18 protein-coding genes are annotated in these 17,061 nt (G+C 36.7%); 8 read left to right on the forward strand and 10 right to left on the reverse strand.

The window, feature by feature from the left end; translation table 11 throughout:
• Nucleotides 1–58: 58 nt before the first annotated feature.
• The 3 genes from MLD65_RS08550 to MLD65_RS08560 all read left to right on the forward strand — a co-directional run bounded on the left by MLD65_RS08550 (nt 59) and on the right by MLD65_RS08560 (nt 2,422).
• Nucleotides 59–478 carry an HIT family protein gene (locus MLD65_RS08550; RefSeq protein WP_243291454.1) on the forward strand — a complete coding sequence of 140 codons (420 nt, stop codon included), beginning with the start codon at nt 59–61 and terminating at the stop codon, nt 476–478.
• A 189-nt stretch (nt 479–667) separates the two neighbouring features.
• Nucleotides 668–1,750: a 3-phosphoserine/phosphohydroxythreonine transaminase gene (gene serC / locus MLD65_RS08555; protein ID WP_243291455.1), complete on the forward strand. Its 1,083-nt coding sequence runs from the start codon at nt 668–670 to the stop codon at nt 1,748–1,750.
• Nucleotides 1,751–1,894: 144 nt separating this feature from the next.
• The gene (locus MLD65_RS08560) at nt 1,895–2,422 is read left to right on the forward strand and encodes a tryptophan transporter (RefSeq protein ID WP_243291456.1); all 528 of its coding nucleotides are present in this window, start codon (nt 1,895–1,897) and stop codon (nt 2,420–2,422) included.
• Between the two features lie 157 nt (nt 2,423–2,579).
• On the opposite strand, the gene yhzF is transcribed toward MLD65_RS08560, so the two are convergent.
• Nucleotides 2,580–2,771, reverse strand: coding sequence for a membrane protein YhzF (yhzF, locus tag MLD65_RS08565; RefSeq protein WP_243291457.1), 192 nt, complete (start codon nt 2,769–2,771; stop codon nt 2,580–2,582).
• A gap of 149 nt (nt 2,772–2,920) precedes the next feature.
• On the opposite strand from yhzF, the gene MLD65_RS08570 reads away from it, so the two are divergent.
• Nucleotides 2,921–3,292: a YtxH domain-containing protein gene (locus MLD65_RS08570; RefSeq protein WP_243291458.1), complete on the forward strand. Its 372-nt coding sequence runs from the start codon at nt 2,921–2,923 to the stop codon at nt 3,290–3,292.
• Nucleotides 3,293–3,577: 285 nt separating this feature from the next.
• A complete protein-coding gene (locus tag MLD65_RS08575) occupies nt 3,578–4,192 on the forward strand; it encodes an HTH-type transcriptional regulator Hpr (RefSeq protein WP_243291459.1) in 615 nt (204 codons plus the stop codon).
• On the opposite strand, the gene MLD65_RS08580 is transcribed toward MLD65_RS08575, so the two are convergent.
• Nucleotides 4,167–4,505: a DUF1878 family protein gene (locus tag MLD65_RS08580; protein ID WP_243291460.1), complete on the reverse strand. Its 339-nt coding sequence runs from the start codon at nt 4,503–4,505 to the stop codon at nt 4,167–4,169. The genes MLD65_RS08575 and MLD65_RS08580 overlap by 26 nt on opposite strands.
• 443 nt (nt 4,506–4,948) lie before the next feature.
• Between MLD65_RS08580 and MLD65_RS08585 the strand changes: the two genes are divergently transcribed.
• Together MLD65_RS08585 and MLD65_RS08590 are read left to right on the forward strand one after the other, a co-directional pair.
• Entirely contained in the window at nt 4,949–5,128 is a 180-nt protein-coding gene (locus MLD65_RS08585) for a hypothetical protein (protein ID WP_243291461.1), read from the forward strand.
• Nucleotides 5,129–5,368: 240 nt separating this feature from the next.
• Complete coding sequence (locus tag MLD65_RS08590; RefSeq protein ID WP_243291462.1) at nt 5,369–6,232, forward strand: peptidylprolyl isomerase; 864 nt, start codon at nt 5,369–5,371, stop codon at nt 6,230–6,232.
• 237 nt (nt 6,233–6,469) lie between these two features.
• Here MLD65_RS08590 and MLD65_RS08595 read toward each other — a convergent pair whose 3' ends face one another.
• The 7 genes from MLD65_RS08595 to MLD65_RS08625 all read right to left on the reverse strand — a co-directional run bounded on the left by MLD65_RS08595 (nt 6,470) and on the right by MLD65_RS08625 (nt 15,798).
• Nucleotides 6,470–6,682, reverse strand: a complete 213-nt coding sequence (locus MLD65_RS08595) for a sporulation YhaL family protein (RefSeq protein ID WP_243291463.1) — start codon at nt 6,680–6,682, stop codon at nt 6,470–6,472.
• 119 nt (nt 6,683–6,801) lie between these two features.
• Nucleotides 6,802–7,746 (reverse strand): 3'-5' exoribonuclease YhaM, encoded by a 945-nt coding sequence (gene yhaM / locus MLD65_RS08600; protein WP_243291464.1) that lies wholly within the window; start codon nt 7,744–7,746, stop codon nt 6,802–6,804.
• Nucleotides 7,747–7,848: 102 nt separating this feature from the next.
• A complete protein-coding gene (locus MLD65_RS08605) occupies nt 7,849–9,054 on the reverse strand; it encodes an MFS transporter (protein ID WP_243291465.1) in 1,206 nt (401 codons plus the stop codon).
• 6 nt (nt 9,055–9,060) lie between these two features.
• Complete coding sequence (locus tag MLD65_RS08610; protein ID WP_243291466.1) at nt 9,061–12,060, reverse strand: ATP-binding protein; 3,000 nt, start codon at nt 12,058–12,060, stop codon at nt 9,061–9,063.
• Between the two features lie 9 nt (nt 12,061–12,069).
• Nucleotides 12,070–13,305, reverse strand: a complete 1,236-nt coding sequence (locus MLD65_RS08615) for a metallophosphoesterase family protein (RefSeq protein WP_243291467.1) — start codon at nt 13,303–13,305, stop codon at nt 12,070–12,072.
• Between the two features lie 356 nt (nt 13,306–13,661).
• Nucleotides 13,662–14,906 carry an ABC transporter permease gene (locus MLD65_RS08620; protein ID WP_243291468.1) on the reverse strand — a complete coding sequence of 415 codons (1,245 nt, stop codon included), beginning with the start codon at nt 14,904–14,906 and terminating at the stop codon, nt 13,662–13,664.
• Complete coding sequence (locus MLD65_RS08625; protein WP_243291469.1) at nt 14,899–15,798, reverse strand: ABC transporter ATP-binding protein; 900 nt, start codon at nt 15,796–15,798, stop codon at nt 14,899–14,901. Before MLD65_RS08625 ends, MLD65_RS08620 begins: the two co-directional genes overlap by 8 nt.
• 111 nt (nt 15,799–15,909) lie before the next feature.
• On the opposite strand from MLD65_RS08625, the gene MLD65_RS08630 reads away from it, so the two are divergent.
• Entirely contained in the window at nt 15,910–16,095 is a 186-nt protein-coding gene (locus tag MLD65_RS08630; RefSeq protein WP_243291470.1) for a YhzD family protein, read from the forward strand.
• Between the two features lie 89 nt (nt 16,096–16,184).
• On the opposite strand, the gene MLD65_RS08635 is transcribed toward MLD65_RS08630, so the two are convergent.
• Nucleotides 16,185–16,967 (reverse strand): enoyl-CoA hydratase, encoded by a 783-nt coding sequence (locus MLD65_RS08635; RefSeq protein ID WP_243291471.1) that lies wholly within the window; start codon nt 16,965–16,967, stop codon nt 16,185–16,187.
• Between the last annotated feature and the right edge of the window lie 94 nt (nt 16,968–17,061).

Here is a 17,061-nt window from a genome sequence, read left to right on the forward strand (position 1 = left end):
TTTCCAACCATATCTCGGTGTGATAAGATAAAAGAAAAAGGGGAATAGGAGTGTTACAATGAGCGATTGTATTTTTTGTAAAATTGTCGAAGGTGAAATCCCTGCAGCAAAAGTGTATGAAGATGAACATGTCATGGCATTTATGGACATTATGCAAGTAACGAAAGGACATACACTAGTCATTCCAAAAGTACATAAGCAAGATGTTTTTGAATTAACACCTGAGCTCTCTCGCCATTTGTTTGAAGTCGTTACAAAGGTTGCCAAATCGATTAAAGAGACGTTTCACCCGGAAGGCTTAAACATCGTGAACAATAATGGCAAAGAAGCTGGACAAACCGTTTTTCATTACCATATGCACATTGTTCCGCGCTACGGTAAAGGAGATGGCTTTGGCGTCGTTTGGAAATCTCATGCCGAGCAATATACGTTTGATGACCTTCAACAGCTCGCTTCATCTATAAATGAAAAATTATAGTAATTTATTTGATGCCGGTTATCGATCGGCATCATTTTTTTGCAAAAAATGCATCACCACTCCTTTACACACTCTTAAAAAAACCATATTCGAAATCTCTTTCTATTCACTTTTCGAAAAATTCATATTTCAAGTATCTTTTTTTCATGGTAGGATGTAATAAAAACGTTTGATAGAGAGGGATTACAAATGAAACGAGTATATAATTTTAATGCTGGCCCTTCTGCTTTACCTTTACAAGTTCTTGAAAAGGCGCAAGCTGAACTGATCAACTTTAATGAAACAGGCATGTCCGTCATGGAGTTAAGCCATCGCAGTCAAGCTTATGATGATGTCCATAATCGTGCAAAGCAATTATTAAAAGACATTTTACGCATTCCAGATTCCCATGACGTACTATTTTTACAAGGCGGCGCAAGTTTGCAGTTTGCCATGGTTCCCCTTAACTTCCTTCCTAAACATAAAACAGGATATTACGTGTTAACAGGATCTTGGTCCGAAAAAGCGTTAAAAGAAGCGAGTAAAATTGGTCAGACAGAAGTCCTCGCTTCTAGTAAAGAGCAAAACTATTCGTATATCCCAGAGGTCGATGCTTCAACTGTTGACAATGACGGGGCTTATGTACACATAACATCCAACAATACGATTTATGGAACACAGTGGAAACAATTTCCGAACACTTCCATTCCGCTTATTGCTGATATGTCAAGCGATATTTTATCGCGAGAAATCAACGTGGAGCAGTTTGACGTAATCTATGCCGGTGCACAAAAAAACCTCGGCCCTTCAGGTTTAACGGTTGTAATTATAAAAAAAGAATTATTAACAGAAGTTCATGAACATGTTCCAACCATTTTAACCTATAAAACACATGCAAGTAAAAACTCTTTATATCATACACCACCGACGTTTTCTATTTATATGCTGTCACTCGTTTTAGAGTGGGTACAAGCTGAAGGCGGATTGCGTGCTGTTGAAGAAAAAAACAATAAAAAAGCAAAAATCCTTTATGATGTTATCGATGAAAGTGCAGGCTTTTATAACGGACATGCGGTTAAAGATAGTCGCTCAAACATGAATGTTACATTTACTCTTCCTAGTGAAGAGCTAACGAAACAGTTTTTATCTCAAGCAGAAAGTAAATGTTTTATTGGTTTAAACGGCCACCGCTCCATCGGGGGATGCCGTGCATCTATTTACAACGCAGTGACATTAGAAGCTTGCGAAGAGCTTTCAGCATTTATGAAAGAATTTCAACGCCAATATTCATAATATTGAATCACAACTTTTATTATCATAAAATTTCAAACTTTAAATTTTGCACTACCCTTGCTATAATGTTTATAAGTTTAGCTTAAGAGCCTCTTTCGTTAGCAAATGAAAGAGTAGTTGAGATTAGTAGAGGAGAGATGAGAAATGAATACGAGAGTTTTAGTGTCTTTATCTTTATTTGTCGCCATTGGTGCAGCACTTCACGGGATTATTCCACCTATTTTTAACGGAATGAAACCGGATATGATGCTATTAATGATGTTTTTAGGAATCATTTTATTCCCAGGGCTTAAAAATAGTTTCATTTTAGGAATTGTTACAGGCTTTTTGTCTGGCCTTACAAGTTCCTTTCCTGGTGGTTTTGTTCCGAACATCATTGATAAAGTGTTAACGTCTATTATTGTGTACGTTTTATATGTAATGCTTAAACGATTTGTCAAAGCATCACTTTCCACACTTATGATCACAGCGTTTGGTACGATGATTTCAGGAGTGATTTTTTTAACATCTGCTCTAACGATTGTCGGATTACCAGGCGGTGTTGGATTTTTACCATTATTTGTGGGAGTTGTTTTACCTGCAACCGTTCTAAACACAATAGCAATGGTGATTATTTATCCCATTGTTCAATCTATTTTAAGGCGCTCTCATTTTATTAGTGTAAGCAACTAACTGAACAATAAAATAAAGGGTCTGCGTTAATTGAAAACAAAATAAACATCAGTTCATGATAACAGAGATTCGGCTTTTAATGAATTTTATAATAAAATGAAACAACTTGACCATAACGATAACAACAACGAACCCGTCCACACTTGGCCGGGTTTCCTTATTGTATATAGTAAAAAATGAAGCCGAATAACAATGAAACGACACCACCTGCTGTTAAAGTTAACGCTCGTTTCCGTAACACTCGTTTTGGCGGATAAGAATTCGTCGTATTCGCTAATTTTAAATAGTGGATCGCACCGGCAAAAAACAACATTCCAATAATAATAAATAAAAAAATTAATCCAGCCAACTTATTCCCCTCCTCTATTCATAATTATGCAAATTGTTCCTAACCTATGTTTGTTCTGTTTAGAAGAAGGGAAAATAAACAAGTAAGACCTTTTCACAACGAATAAACTATCCTTACTGAAAATTTCTAAAAACGGAGTGATGAATGTTATGGCAAACAACAAATCGTTTTTCTTAGGGTTTATGATCGGAGGAATCATTAGCGGAGCTGCTGTTCTCCTTTCCACTCCTTCTTCAGGAAAAGATGTCAGAAATCGTGTTCAACAAGGTCGCAAAAGGCTAGATGACCTATTACAAGAGCTTAGAAAGGAAGGAAGCCATTTAAAAGAACAAATAACCGATTCTGCAAAAGAGAGCATATCGATTGTAAAAGATGTGACAACAGATATTAACAAATCCATTCAAGCATGGAAAAAAGATATTGAACCACATACGAAAGAAATTCAGCATGAACTAAAAGAAATCGAAGCGAAGATGAAAGAGCTAGAACAATCGATTCGACAAACAACTCTTAAATCATAACCCTTATAAGATGATTCTGAACCGTGCATCAGAATCATCTTTTTTATATATTGTTACAATATAGCAATCCTTCACCACTATTTTTTCGTATTTTTTCAAATAAAGCGTTGCTATCTTCAATAGTACAATAAGGAAAAATTATTTATTGAAAAATTTCGTAAATTTACATCTTTATTAATGTTTATTTTATTGGCATAATAGATATTAACAAACTTTGAAAGCAAAAAAGGATTCAATAACAAATTTCTTATGGAAAAGGACTAGAAATAAAGTAGGTGGGGGAATATGAAAAGGACGTATGATCAGTACACAGTGAAAGAAGCACTCTTATTTAGCCAACGTGTCGCTCAGCTAAGTAAAGCACTTTGGAAATCCATTGAAAAAGACTGGCAGCAGTGGATTAAACCTTATGATTTAAACATTAATGAACATCACATCTTATGGATCGCCTATCATTTAAAAGGAGCATCCATATCAGAAATTGCAAAGTTTGGCGTCATGCACGTCTCAACAGCATTCAACTTTTCGAAAAAGTTGGAAGAACGAGGTTACCTACAGTTTTCAAAAAAGGAAAATGATAAGCGGAATACGTATATTCAATTAACACCTCAAGGTGAAGAACTGCTCTTAAAAATTCTTGAAGATTATGAACCGACTAGAAATGCAGTTTATAAAGGGGCATTACCACTTCATGATCTGTACGGGAAATTTCCAGAAATAATCGAAATCATGACGATCATTCGAAACATTTACGGAGATGATTTTATGGAGATTTTCGAAAAATCATTTGAAAATATCGAATTAAATTTTGTTGAAGAAAACGGAAAGTTAAGAAAAAAAGAAGAGGATGAGTTTGAACCACTATTAAACGGGACTACAGATGGGAGAGTAGACGTTTAAAATCTTTCATTAAATCGATGAAAAGACCTTGGTTGAGCATTGCGTCAATTGTCTCATTCACCTCTAGTTTTTCATTCAGTTGACCTACAAAAAGCGTAAGAATATCTGTATAGTAAAGCAGGCCTTGCGCTTTTTGTTCTTTATGCTTTTGCTCAAGCTCTGTACATAGAGACATAATTTCATCGACTTCATTTCGTGATAATCCGTTTTGGACAACTAAGAAGTCAAAAGGATATTTTTGCTTGTTAGCTATTTTTAATAATAATTGCATATGATATTCCAATTTTTCTAACCTTATTTCAAACTCGTTCATATTATCCCATCTTTCCCATTTAAATCCGAATTACATCATATTTTATCCTATTTTTCGCTAGCGGAAAACACCCTTCTCCCTTTTCATCATAATATGTTATTTCAATAATTTAAACATGAATTTTCTCGACACTTCTCATCTCGTTCGTTCAATTTTTTATGTATTCAAATTCCTTCTTACTAGCTCATCACCATAACTTGGGAGTGACACAAAATCCATAACTTATTATCCATTGCAAATATCTATTTTACGTTCATAATTGCAAAAAAATAGGGAATTGATCTAAGTACATTTTTTATAGAAATTATCAACCCCGACTTTTGGTGATGAGCCTTCTTACTACATATATACTATATTTATACATTTATCGTTGAAAGTTTCAAGCTATCTTTTTCATAAAATATTTGTTAATGTAATATGTATGAGAGGAAGGGGGATCTCAAATGCTCTATTATTTTATCATTTTTGCAGTCTTTATTCTATTCTACATAAATAAACTGACAAACACTCTCTGTATCATTCGAGAGATTCCTGAGGAAAAACAGACAAATGTCTTTCGGACGATTAACGTCTTAATCACGATTTTACTGATTTCTTCATACATAGAAATTTTATACACGTAATACGAATGATACAAATTCATGAATCTCATCATTCATGAAAAAGTGATAGCTGACAGACATCCTACTGTCAGCTATTTTTATCATTTCTTTGGCACCTATTACGATTTTCTAAAACATTACAATTACAAGACAATTGCCATGATCACTCGGATCATAGTTGCAAAAAAACGTGCTTCATGTCAAAATGTGTTATATATGTTTTTTAGTTGTATTACATTTTGGGATTAGGAGTTGTAATGAATGAAGAAATTCGTACTAGCTACAGTGGCTGCAACAAGCCTCATTGTCACAAGTGCATGTAATAACGGCTCTAGTGAACTTATTGCCGAGTCAAAAGCAGGTGACATTTCAAAAGAGGATTTTTATGAAGCAATGAAAGACCGCTTTGGACAAGACATCCTTTTAGAACTCGTCCATGGAGTGGTTTTAGATGAAAAATATGACGTATCAGACAAAGAGATTGAAGAAGGTATTGAAGAATTACGTGCACAATATGGTGGTCAATTAGACCTCCTCATTCAACAGCAAGGTGAGGAAATTGTTCACGATATGGTGAAAGTCGATTTATTACGGAAAAAAGCAGCTGAAGATGCTGTGAAAGTAACAGAAAAGGACATCAAAGAATATTATGATTCGTTAAAAGGAAAAATCCGCGCAAGCCATATTTTAGTTGAAGATGAAAAAACAGCTAAAGAAGTGAAAAAGAAGCTTGATGAGGGTGCAAAATTTAAAGACTTAGCTGCTGAGTATTCAGCAGATCGTACGGCTCAAAACGGTGGTGACCTCGGCTGGTTTAGTAAAGAAGACATGGTCGAGCCTTTTTCAAAAGCTGCATTCGCATTAAAGGAAGGCGAAATTAGTGATCCTGTAAAATCAGACTTTGGTTATCACATCATTAAAGTCACCCAAACAGTAAAATCGTTCGATGAAATGAAAGACGATTTAAAAGAGGATGTTAAGCAACAAAAATTGAATGATCCTACTGTTATGCAAGAAGCAGTGAATAAAGCAATTAAAGAAGCAGACGTCAAAATTAATGACAAAGATTTAGAAGGTATCATTCAAACAGACGATAAGGACGAAAAAGAAAGTGATTCTAAATAATGTAAAAAAGCCTGGAATTGACTATGTCAAATCCAGGCTTTTCTTTATTGTTGTACCTTTTTACGCGAAACCCCAATTAGTAAGACATAGAGCCCAATTTATGAAAGAAAACCCCAAAGTATGAAAATAAAGCTCAATTTATGAAAATAAGGCCCAAATTATGAAAAAGAGCCCCAATTAGAAAGAAACCGTAAGCACCGAAATAAATAAAACAAGGTGCCGTTTTCGAACACCTTGTCACTGAGCTGAAGTCATATTATTATGCTCGTCTTGCTTTTGTTTTGCACGCTTTTCCCGCTCTTTTTTCATCCGTTCTAAATAAACATTTCCTTCTCGCTCGATAAATATCTTTTCTACTTCTTTCTCTTTTTTTGTTGTGCTATAAGCCATGTATGCACTATAAATGATACCGATTATACATAAATAGACCCACCAAGGTAGTATGACCATATTTTAAGGCTCCTCCTTTACCTTTTAGAGGTTGTTTAACATTTGTCCTTTTTTGGAACATCCACTTAGACAAGCTCTTACCACATCATATGCGAGGAGTCCTTAAATTATGATCTTCTTTATTTGTGAAAAGTCGGTTTATAAAAGGAACGATTATCTAGTGCAAAGATCCTTTCTGTAAACTCTCCTGGTTTCGTTTTTTCCAAAGCACGATCTAACATATTCATTTTCGCATCGATATTATCGATATAATGCAACATTTCAGCCTCTTTAATCATTGGCGGCTTAGGGCTTCCCCATTCTGCTTTCCCGTGATGGCTTAATACTAAATGTTGAAGAACCATCACTTCTTCCCCTTCAATTTGCAGTTCTTTTGCTGCCTCGGCTATCTCATTCACCATAATGGAAATATGGCCAAGTAAATTTCCTTCAGCTGTATAATTTGTGGCAATCGGTCCTGATAGCTCTGTTACTTTCCCTAAATCATGTAATATGACGCCGGCATATAGTAAATCTTTATCTAAACTTGGATAAAGGCTCGCAATGGCTTTGGCAAGGTCTAACATAGACACGACATGATAGGCTAAGCCTGAGGCAAATTCATGATGATTTTTCGTTGCTGCTGGAAAAGTAAGAAAAGCATTTTGATGTTTTCTTAGTAAGTGACGAGTGATTCGTTGTATTTTCGCATTTTTCATTTCAAAAACATATTGTGTTACCTTCTCCATCATATCGTCTTGAGCCATCGGGGCTGTTTCGATAAAATCGATGGCTGATACGTTTTCATGAGGCTGTACTAAACGGATATTGCGAATTTTCAATTGATTTCGTCCACGATAATGATGAATATCTCCGTATATTTTGACGATATTTTGAGCAACATAACTTTCCTCATCTTGCGGACTTGCATCCCATAATTTCGCTTCTATTTCACCTGATTGATCTTGTAAAATTAACGTTAAAAACGGTTTCCCATTACTTGCGATTCCTTTCGTAGAGGACTTAATTAATAAAAAGACATCTACTTGTTCGCCAACCTCAAATTGAACGATTCCCTTTGCCATATTTAAAGCTCCTTCCCCTGCTACTACGTACCCATAGTATATCATAGTTTTATGGATAGAAAGAAAAGGAAACAACGGAACAGCTGTTTCCATCCTTCCATATTAGGCTACTTGTTGTTTTATCCGTTTCCGAAGCCAAACTTTTGTTGAGATTAACGCAATGAGCATGACAAATGCTCCAAACAAATACGGTAAATGAAGATTTAGTTCAAATAAACTGCCCGCTAAGATCGGTCCTGCTACATTTCCTAAACTTAAAAATGAATTGTTCAATCCCATTATCATGCCTTGATTTTCTCCGGCAAGCTTGGAAATGAATGTATTCAACGCTGGGCGTAAAATGGAATTTCCAGCAAAGAATATCCCTGTTGTGATTAAGATCGTTGCAAAAGAGTTCGCAAAGGTCATCAAGACAAAGCCGATGGAACTAATGAAAAGAGAGCTCGTCACGACTTTTTCATCACCAAATTTCTCAACAAGCCTTCCGACAAGCCCACCTTGAATAACCGTTCCGATTATTCCAATGATTAAAATAATCACACCGACTGTTTGCGGACCGTACCCGTAACGTTCAAGCGCATAATAACCGAAAATCGATTGGAAATTGGCAAGCCCAAAGCTCATTAAAAAGACGAGTATGAGTAAAAACCCTACAGGACTTAGTAAAGCATTTTTCATTAAAGTCATTCGTCCCACGCGTGGCCCTTGATCATTTCGTGCTCGTTCTCGTGCTTCTTTTGAAAGCGATTCTGGTAATACTAATATTGAAACAAGCCCTGCTATCGTTGCCGCAATTCCAGCAAATAGAAACGGGTACGATAAATCAAATTCAGCTAACCAACCACCTATACCGGGACCAACAACAATTCCAAATCCCATAGCAGCTCCTAATATGCCCATTCCTTGCCCACGTTTTTCTTCAGTCGTCACATCTGATACATACGCCATAGCTGTCGGCATTAAAGCAGAACCAAATGTACCTGCTAAAATACGCGATAAATACAACATCCAAAAATCGGTTGCAAAAGCGAAGATGAATTCCGCTAAAGCAAAGCCCATAAGTCCAATCGTTATAAGCGGTTTTCTCCCGATTCTATCTGACAATCTCCCCCATATTGGGGCAAATAGAAACTGCATAAAGGCAAAAACCGCTACTAAAAAGCCTAATTCTGCTGCTCCAGCACCGAAAGCTTCGACATAAAACGGTAAGATCGGAATGACTAAACCAATCCCTACCATCACAATAAAAAGATTGAAGCTAAGCAGAAATAACGGTGTTTTCATATTCGATTTTGTCTTCCTATTCACTTGACATTAACCCCTTTTCATTTGTATCTGATCTTCATTTGAAGGAAGCCTATAAATTTCACTTTCGTAGAACGCGCTTGCTATATGATGATGACATGTAAATAATAAAACTTGGTAATCCTTTGACATCATTCGGATTAATTGTACCGCTCGTTTAAACCGTTCATGATCAAAGTTTACAAAGCTATCATCCACCATAATCGGTAATTTTACTCGCTCACTCATGTACTCAACGAGGGCAAAACGGATCGCGACATACAGCTGTTCCGCCGTTCCTTGACTTAATTCATTCGCATGAAAAAGCATACCATCCTTTCGTTTCACGAGTAAAGTAGGATGATCATCAAGGAGTAAAATGGATGTGTAGCGTGAATTTGTTAAAAATCGAAAATGCTGTTCTGCTTTTTTCAATAGCTGTGGTAATCGATGCTTCCGATGATGCTCTACTGTTTTCCTTAACAAGTCTTGAGCGACCGTATGAATGGCCCACTTTTTCGCTATTTGCTTCGCTCGAGATTTCTTCATCGCATATTCATACCTCAGCTCTGAATAAACACCCGATTCTTCAATTTTTTCTAGATGAATTTGCACTTCTGCTAATCGCTTTTGGCACGTTTCTTCCTTTTCCATGACTTCTGCTAAAGAAGCTTCGAGTGCTGTTTCTTCAACAAGTAAGTCTTCCTTGCTCTCCGGAAGCTCCTTAAGCTCTGTACTTGAAAGAAAACCTTTTGATTGGATTTGACTTTGAATCCATTGTAATTGCTTTTCAAGTTCGATTCGTTTTTCAAGCGCTGCTATTTTTTCTCGAAATTGTTCAACAGAATGGACATTTGCCTTATTCAATAACTCCCCTAATTCATGATGTAATTGTTCATATAACGTATGGACATCTCCCCACTCTTCTGTTACTCGTTCTAAAGCGGTTTTTGTTTGAACTAACCTTTCTAACGTTTGATTGAGCTTATGAATGGTTCGCTCAAGGTTGTCACGTTTTATCTTATATTTTTCGATGAACGGCGTTAACTCATTGTTAAATTCATTGATTTTCGTTTGCATAAACGATCTTTTTTGCTCGATCTGTTCTCTTTCTTTTAATCGTTTTTGACATTGAGCGATCATTTCATACCGCTCAAGGATTACATCGGCCGCAAAGTCCTCTGGTACGTTCAACAATTTGTATAATGGTCTCATCTCTTCCATCAACGTATGGAGCTCTTTTTCCCATTGTTCAAATTGCGATACAATTCGATCATAGGCCTGTTCTTTCTGGTCCACATTTAACCGTTCAAGTTCTATCTTCTGTTTCATTTGTTCTTCTTTTGCTAGCGAGAACTGTATGTGCGAAAGCCTTCTTTTCCAATCTTGAATTGCGGTTTCATGAACCGTTTCAACCATTTGTTTAAGCTCTGCCTGTCTTTCTTTTAAATACAGGAATAAATCGTCTTTTGCCGGCCGAAACATGAATGAAAAAACGTTCGCGAATAGAACACTAACAGCCAAGTATGGGAGATCAAGTAGAAAAAGAATAACGGCCGCAATAACACTCGCAATCGCAGTTGTCATGAATATTTGTTTAAATCTCTTTTGCGATTTTTCAAAATGCCGTTCACGCTTTCTTAATTGTTCACTTACTCGGTTGTATTCTTCTTGGCTTACATTGTATTGACTAGCTTGCTCGAGCTTTTCTTCTAGTTCATACTGCTCCTTTACTAACTGCTCATATTCAATACGGTTTAGCAATAAAGACTGGAATTTTTTTAATTGCTCTTCACTTTCTTCAAGCGCTTCCTTCGCTTTTTCAAATTGATCGTCCAACCATTGTTTTTTTGTCCAAAAGTGATTGTAATTTTTTACGAAGGCTTTAATCTTTTCCTTGACAATCATTGATGTATTTATATTTTCGATCACGGTCACATCGGTTGTTCCGAATAAATAGTGAAGATCTTCATGGATTCGCTCGGTTAATTGTTCCATTTCAAATGACAGGGATGTTTCCTCTTCAACATACTTGCGGATAAGGGAATAATTTTCTTTCAAATGGACGAATTGTTGCCAATCTTCCTCAATCCGTTCCCCTTTCATAGAAAATTGATCCCATTCTCGTTGTAACTCGTCTTTTTTTGTTTTCAGTGTATGTAATTGTCCTTCAAGCGGCTTAAGTCTTGCTAAAAGCTGTTCAAGACGCATACGGCCATTGTCTGGAAAGCTTTTTCGTTCAGGTAGTTTTTCCAGTGATCGTATGCACTCATTTCGTTGTTCCAATAAAGGAAATATCGCGTGTAGCTTCCCGACTCTCTTTAATTTCGACTGAATCTGTATTTTCTCAGAACGAAATTGCTCAAGCTCATCCTTTATTGTTTCCCTTTCCTTTAATAAACGTTGATAGTCATCTTCATATGCTTTCGCATTGACTAATGCTTCGTTTGTTTGTTTCAATTCTTCTAACATCGTATTTAATAGCGGTTTCCGACCATTTGGCTTATAGAGCTGCTCTTTTTTCTTCTCTAATTGATCTTGTAGAAAATATAGAGCATCCGAGCCAAACATGGTCGATAAAAATAAATACTTGCCTAATGCTTCACGATTTAATTCATATACATGCTGTAAGCCATTTAAGTCAAAAGAGAAAATCGATGTATAAGTCGATTTATCCATCCCTTTTAATAACTCTTGTAATTCAGATTGTTGTTTAATATGACCATTTTCATCATAAACAAAACAATCTCCTGTTGCTTTTCCAGCAATTCGTTCAACGGTTAAAACCGTATGTTCGTCTGTTTCAATGAGTATCGATCCACCATATTTTCCGCCTCGCTTCGGCTCATACCGCTTTTCATTTTGTTGCTTCGTTGGAAAGCCAAACAAAATACTATGGATAAAAGACATTAATGTCGATTTTCCTGCTTCGTTTTCTCCATAAATAATTTGAATTTCTTCGTTGGAAAGCGGAATGTGTTTATTTTCAAACTTTCCATACCCGTATATAGTAAGCTCTTTAAACTTCATTCCATCACCTTACTCTGCATTTGTTTTTAACCATTCGTGAAAAATTAACATTTTCGCTTCTTGTATGATTTCTTCCTTTTCTTCACGTGAAAACGACTCGATGTATCGCCTTGCCGCTTTATTTTTGTATAATGGTTGCAATGCTTCATGGACATCGTAATGCTCCAAAACTTCTTCAATATCACGCGTGAAAAGAGAAAACTTTTCTGTATACTGGGCTGTATCACAAGTAGCTTGATTATGTATGGCTAATACCCAAATAAAGTGACGTTCCTGCCCATCTTCTTCTTCGTTCACCATTTCTACTAAATCATCCAATACACCGTCTTTCATAAGTTCATCATAAAGACTCGTGTGCCCTGTTAATCGTAGTGAACAAAATGTATGGATTCCTTGTTGTTGGATCACAGTTTTTAAAGATTGGATCGATTCGATTAATTGTGTAAACGAACGAATGGATTCCATCTTGATTTCGTACTCACGAAAAATAATCGGGGCTGTCGGGATAAACTGATAATTTGCTCCCGTTTCCTTTAGTTCAACGAGATAAATACCTTTCTCTCCTAGCTCCTTTAAATGCCTTCCTTGAATATTCCCTGGGTAAACAATAACAGGCGTTTTATCATGCAACACTTGTCGCTTATGAATATGTCCGAGCGCCCAATAGTCGAAATCCTTTTCTATTAAATCAGAGAGACGAAACGGACAATACGGCTCATGTTCACGTTCGCCAGCGATACTCCCATGTAATAACCCAATATGAAAAGGAGTGTTTGCCGTTTTGTTATATCGCTTACTCATATTTTCTGTTACAACTCGTTCTGGATAACTATATCCATAAAGACTTGCAAGAGGTTCTCCATCTCGTTCGTAACAAACACATTCAACATCTTCGTCAGAAAAAATATGTACGTTTTCTGGTAAATCTAAATGAATAGAATTTCCTTTTGTATAATCATGATTTCCATGAATAATATACACGTTAATGCCCTTTTCATATAACCGCACCATTTGCTTTTGAAAAAAAAGCTGCGCTTTCAAGCTCCGGTCTTTTTGATCGTACACATCACCTGAAATTAACAAAAAATCAACCCGCTCTTTTATCGCAACATCAATCGTTCGTTTGAACGATTGAAACGTACTTTCCTTTATACGTTGAAAAATGGCGTCCGGTAAATGGTTCATGCCTATAAAAGGGCTGTCTAAATGAAGATCGGCTGTATGAATAAATGTAACTTGCTTCATTCGCTTCCCATCCTTTTTCTACTACTGCATTCATTCTATCACGCTAAGGAAGCGAATGCACGTTCTGACAAAGAGGGTTAATAAAGTGAATCTTCATTCAGTGGTTTTTTTCTTCCCCTACTGAATGTTAGTCCCTACGGGATGACCTAAAGGCCCTTGTGACCCACAGAACGCGGCGCTCTTAGTCTATGTTCTTTATTTTTAGACCTGCCCCACCTATCTTCTGTTCTTTACTACAAAATCTTGAGGTGGGGTCTTACTGCCCGTTAAGAGCGGGATAAAAAAATCCATACAATTTATAAAAGGCTGACAGCCATAAATCCAGTATTCCCTTGGACTTTGGCGTCAGCCACCGATTATCTTTCTTTAATTATTTGTATCGCCTTTTTAATATCTTTAAAGGATGAAGATTTTCCGTAAAGAAGCACTCCACCTTTATATACTTTTGCCCCAAACCATGTGAGTAAACCAATCGTTAATACGAGTAAACCGATTGATAAAGCAATTTCCCATATTGGGACATGGACCATTCCAACACGTAAAAACATGATCATCGGTGCAAAGAACGGGATGAATGATGTCACTTTAATGAAGGTAGCTTCTGGACTGGATAAACCAAACATCGCAATCATAAAGGCGGCAACAACAACAAATGTTAATGGAGTAATCATCTGTTGTACGTCTTCAATTTTGGAGACGAGTGAACCTAAAAATGCCGCTAACGTTGCGTATAAGAAATAGCCTAGTACAAAAAAGACAATGGCATAACTAAACGTTTGTATCGGTACGTCACTGAATTGAAAAAATCCTTCAATGGATTGGTTATTGTCACTGTTGATTTTCATTGATGCAAAGCCAACTGCGGCAATCAATACAAATTGTGTAAGACTAAGCAAGGCAATGCCTAGTATTTTTGCAAACATTTGTTGAATCGGTGCCATACTCGACACAAGAATTTCCATGACCCGCGAGGATTTTTCAGTCGCGACTTCCATGGCAATCATATTCGCATACATGATGACGGCAAAATAAATGACGAATAATAAAATGTAAACAAGCCCTCTCGCTTGATCCAACTCTTCTTCCGATTTTGCCGTTTCCAGTAATGCAACTTTTTCCATTTCAACAGGTATAAAGAGCTGTTGCAATTTTTCCGCTTCCACTCCTAACTGTTTCGTGCCAATCGCTAGCTTCATTTGCTGTAGCGATTGTTCAATCGCACGATGTAATTCGGAGTCTGTGATCGATTTTGCATAGTACGTAGCTGTAGGCAACCCTCCTTCATCTGTATTTAACACAAGGTAGCCGGTCAGATCATCATTTAAAACGTCTTCTTTCAAATCAGATACACTTTTTTTCGACTGTTGTACCTCAATATCGGCGTAAGCGGTCATTTGTTGTTCAAAGAGGGGATATAACGCTTTAGTTTCATCAATAACGGTAATTTCTTTTAATTCTTCTTTATCAAAGAGGGAAATAATATGATTAATGTTTGTAAGTCCAACAATAAAAAGAAGGGTAATAACCGTTGAAATAATGAACGATTTCGTTTTTAGTTTAGAAAAATATGTATGCCCAAGCATAATCCAAAACTTATTCATACGAGGCACCTACCTTTTCAATAAAGATATCGTTTAACGAAGGCTCTTCAAGTGAAAACGTTCGAACAAACCCTTTCCCATATAGTGCCTCAAAAATTTTCTTCGAAATTTCTTCTCCTTCAATCTGTAATTCCATTCCTTCTGGAGTCTTTTTATATTTTGTCACACCTTGGATGTTTGCTAGGAAACTGAGATCAAAATCGGCGTGTACGGTTACATTTTTCTTCCCAAATGAATGTTTAATGTCTTTCAATGAACCGTGTACAACCGGCTTTCCTTTTTGCATAATGCATAAAAATTCGCAAAGCTCCTCTACATGCTCCATACGGTGACTTGAAAACACAATAGATGTTCCTCTTTCTTTTAAATCAATGACTGCATCCTTTAACATTTCAACGTTTACTGGGTCAAGACCACTAAACGGCTCATCGAGAATGAGCAGCTTCGGTCGATGAAGAACGGCCGTAATGAACTGAATTTTTTGCTGATTCCCTTTAGATAATTCTTCTACTTTTTTATTCGCATATTCCGGCACTTTAAATCGCTCGAGCCAATACGCCAATTCTCTCAAAACGGTCTGCTTATCCATCCCCTTGAGGCGTCCTAAATAAACAAGCTGATCTTTCACTTTCAACTTCGGATAAAGGCCCCTTTCCTCTGGCAAGTAACCAATTTGCTCACTCTTTTCATAGTTGATCGTTTCCCCATCCCACGTAATTTTGCCATCTGTTGGCGATAAAAGGCCTAAAATCATTCGAAAAGTAGTCGTTTTCCCTGCACCATTTGCCCCTAAAAAACCGAAGATTTCGTTTTCAGGAATTTCGATTGACAAGTTGTCAACCGCTGTAAAATTACCAAATTTTTTCGTAACATTTTCAATTTTAAGTGTCATATTGTTCCACCTCTCCACACGTTACTACGTTTTATTCACTCATTATGTTTCAAAAAAGCAGGAATTTTACGATAAAAATTGAAGTACTTAACTGGGGAAGGAGGATGGAAGATGGCAACATATACATTAACGGTCTTTAGTAAATCTGGAGAAAAGTTACTTGACGAAACCTTTGAAGCTGCCGATGAAAAGGAAGCGAAAAAGATTGGCACAGAAAAGCTCCAGGAAAAAAATTATTTAGACGCAACACATCGTTGTACTTCTCCTACTGGGAAGCTTATTTTATTCCATCGCTAAAAGTTACAGCAGCGGGCCAACCCGCTGCTGAAGCTTTTTTTATCCCACTCATAACGGGCAAAAAGCCCCCCACTGAATGAAGTATCAATTTATTTTCCACTAAAAGTAGGTCTACGCTTTTCCAAAAAGGCTCGAATTCCCTCCTGATGGTCGGAAGTTTGTCTCATTTCCCCTTGAAAATGCGCTTCAAGCCGTAAGCTTTGCTGTAAACTCGGTTCATTCATTTGAACAAAAATTTCTTTACTTGCAACCATCGCTTTTAGCGGTTTATTCAGTAATCGTTCTTTTTCTTTTTCCAATTTATCCTCTACACGTTCCTCAAACACATCATCAATGATCCCTAATTCAAGCGCTGTCGTTGCAGCATGCGTTTTACCTTCCCATATAATTTGTTTCGCCTTTCCTTCTCCTAGACGCTTCGCCATGTGGAAATGCCCGCCGCCATCGGGAATAAGGCCTATGTTAATAAAGTTCATGGCAATTTTCGCATCGTTATGTGCGTATACATAATCTGACGCTAATGCAAGACTTAATCCTAATCCAGCAGCTGCACCATGGACAAGACTTACAGTGACAGCTGGAAGTCGATAAAGACTTAGTGTTATATGTTCAATCTTCTCCATAATTTCTTTAAACCTATCGTTGTTACTAGATTGAAGCATTGTTTTAATGTCTCCACCTGCTGAAAAAGCGCGACCAGCACCTGAAATAAACAAAAGTGGCACTTTCGCTGACTCGACAATGGATAACGCTTTAGATAAATCTGTAAGCATTTCTTCATCAAGTGCATTTAGCGAATCTGGTCGATTAAGCTGTAAATGTGCATAGCTTTCTTGTAATAATAGATTAACCGTTCGAAATGTTTCTCCCATAATCTTTTCCTCCTTTGTTTTACATCTTAAATAATTTCTTACTTCATTCAGAAAATTCCTGCAAATTTTCATAAAAAGATTGATTTTACGTTTT

The organism is Bacillus sp. FJAT-47783 (assembly GCF_022808615.1).
Taxonomy (GTDB): Bacteria; Bacillota; Bacilli; order Bacillales; family Aeribacillaceae; genus Bacillus_BZ.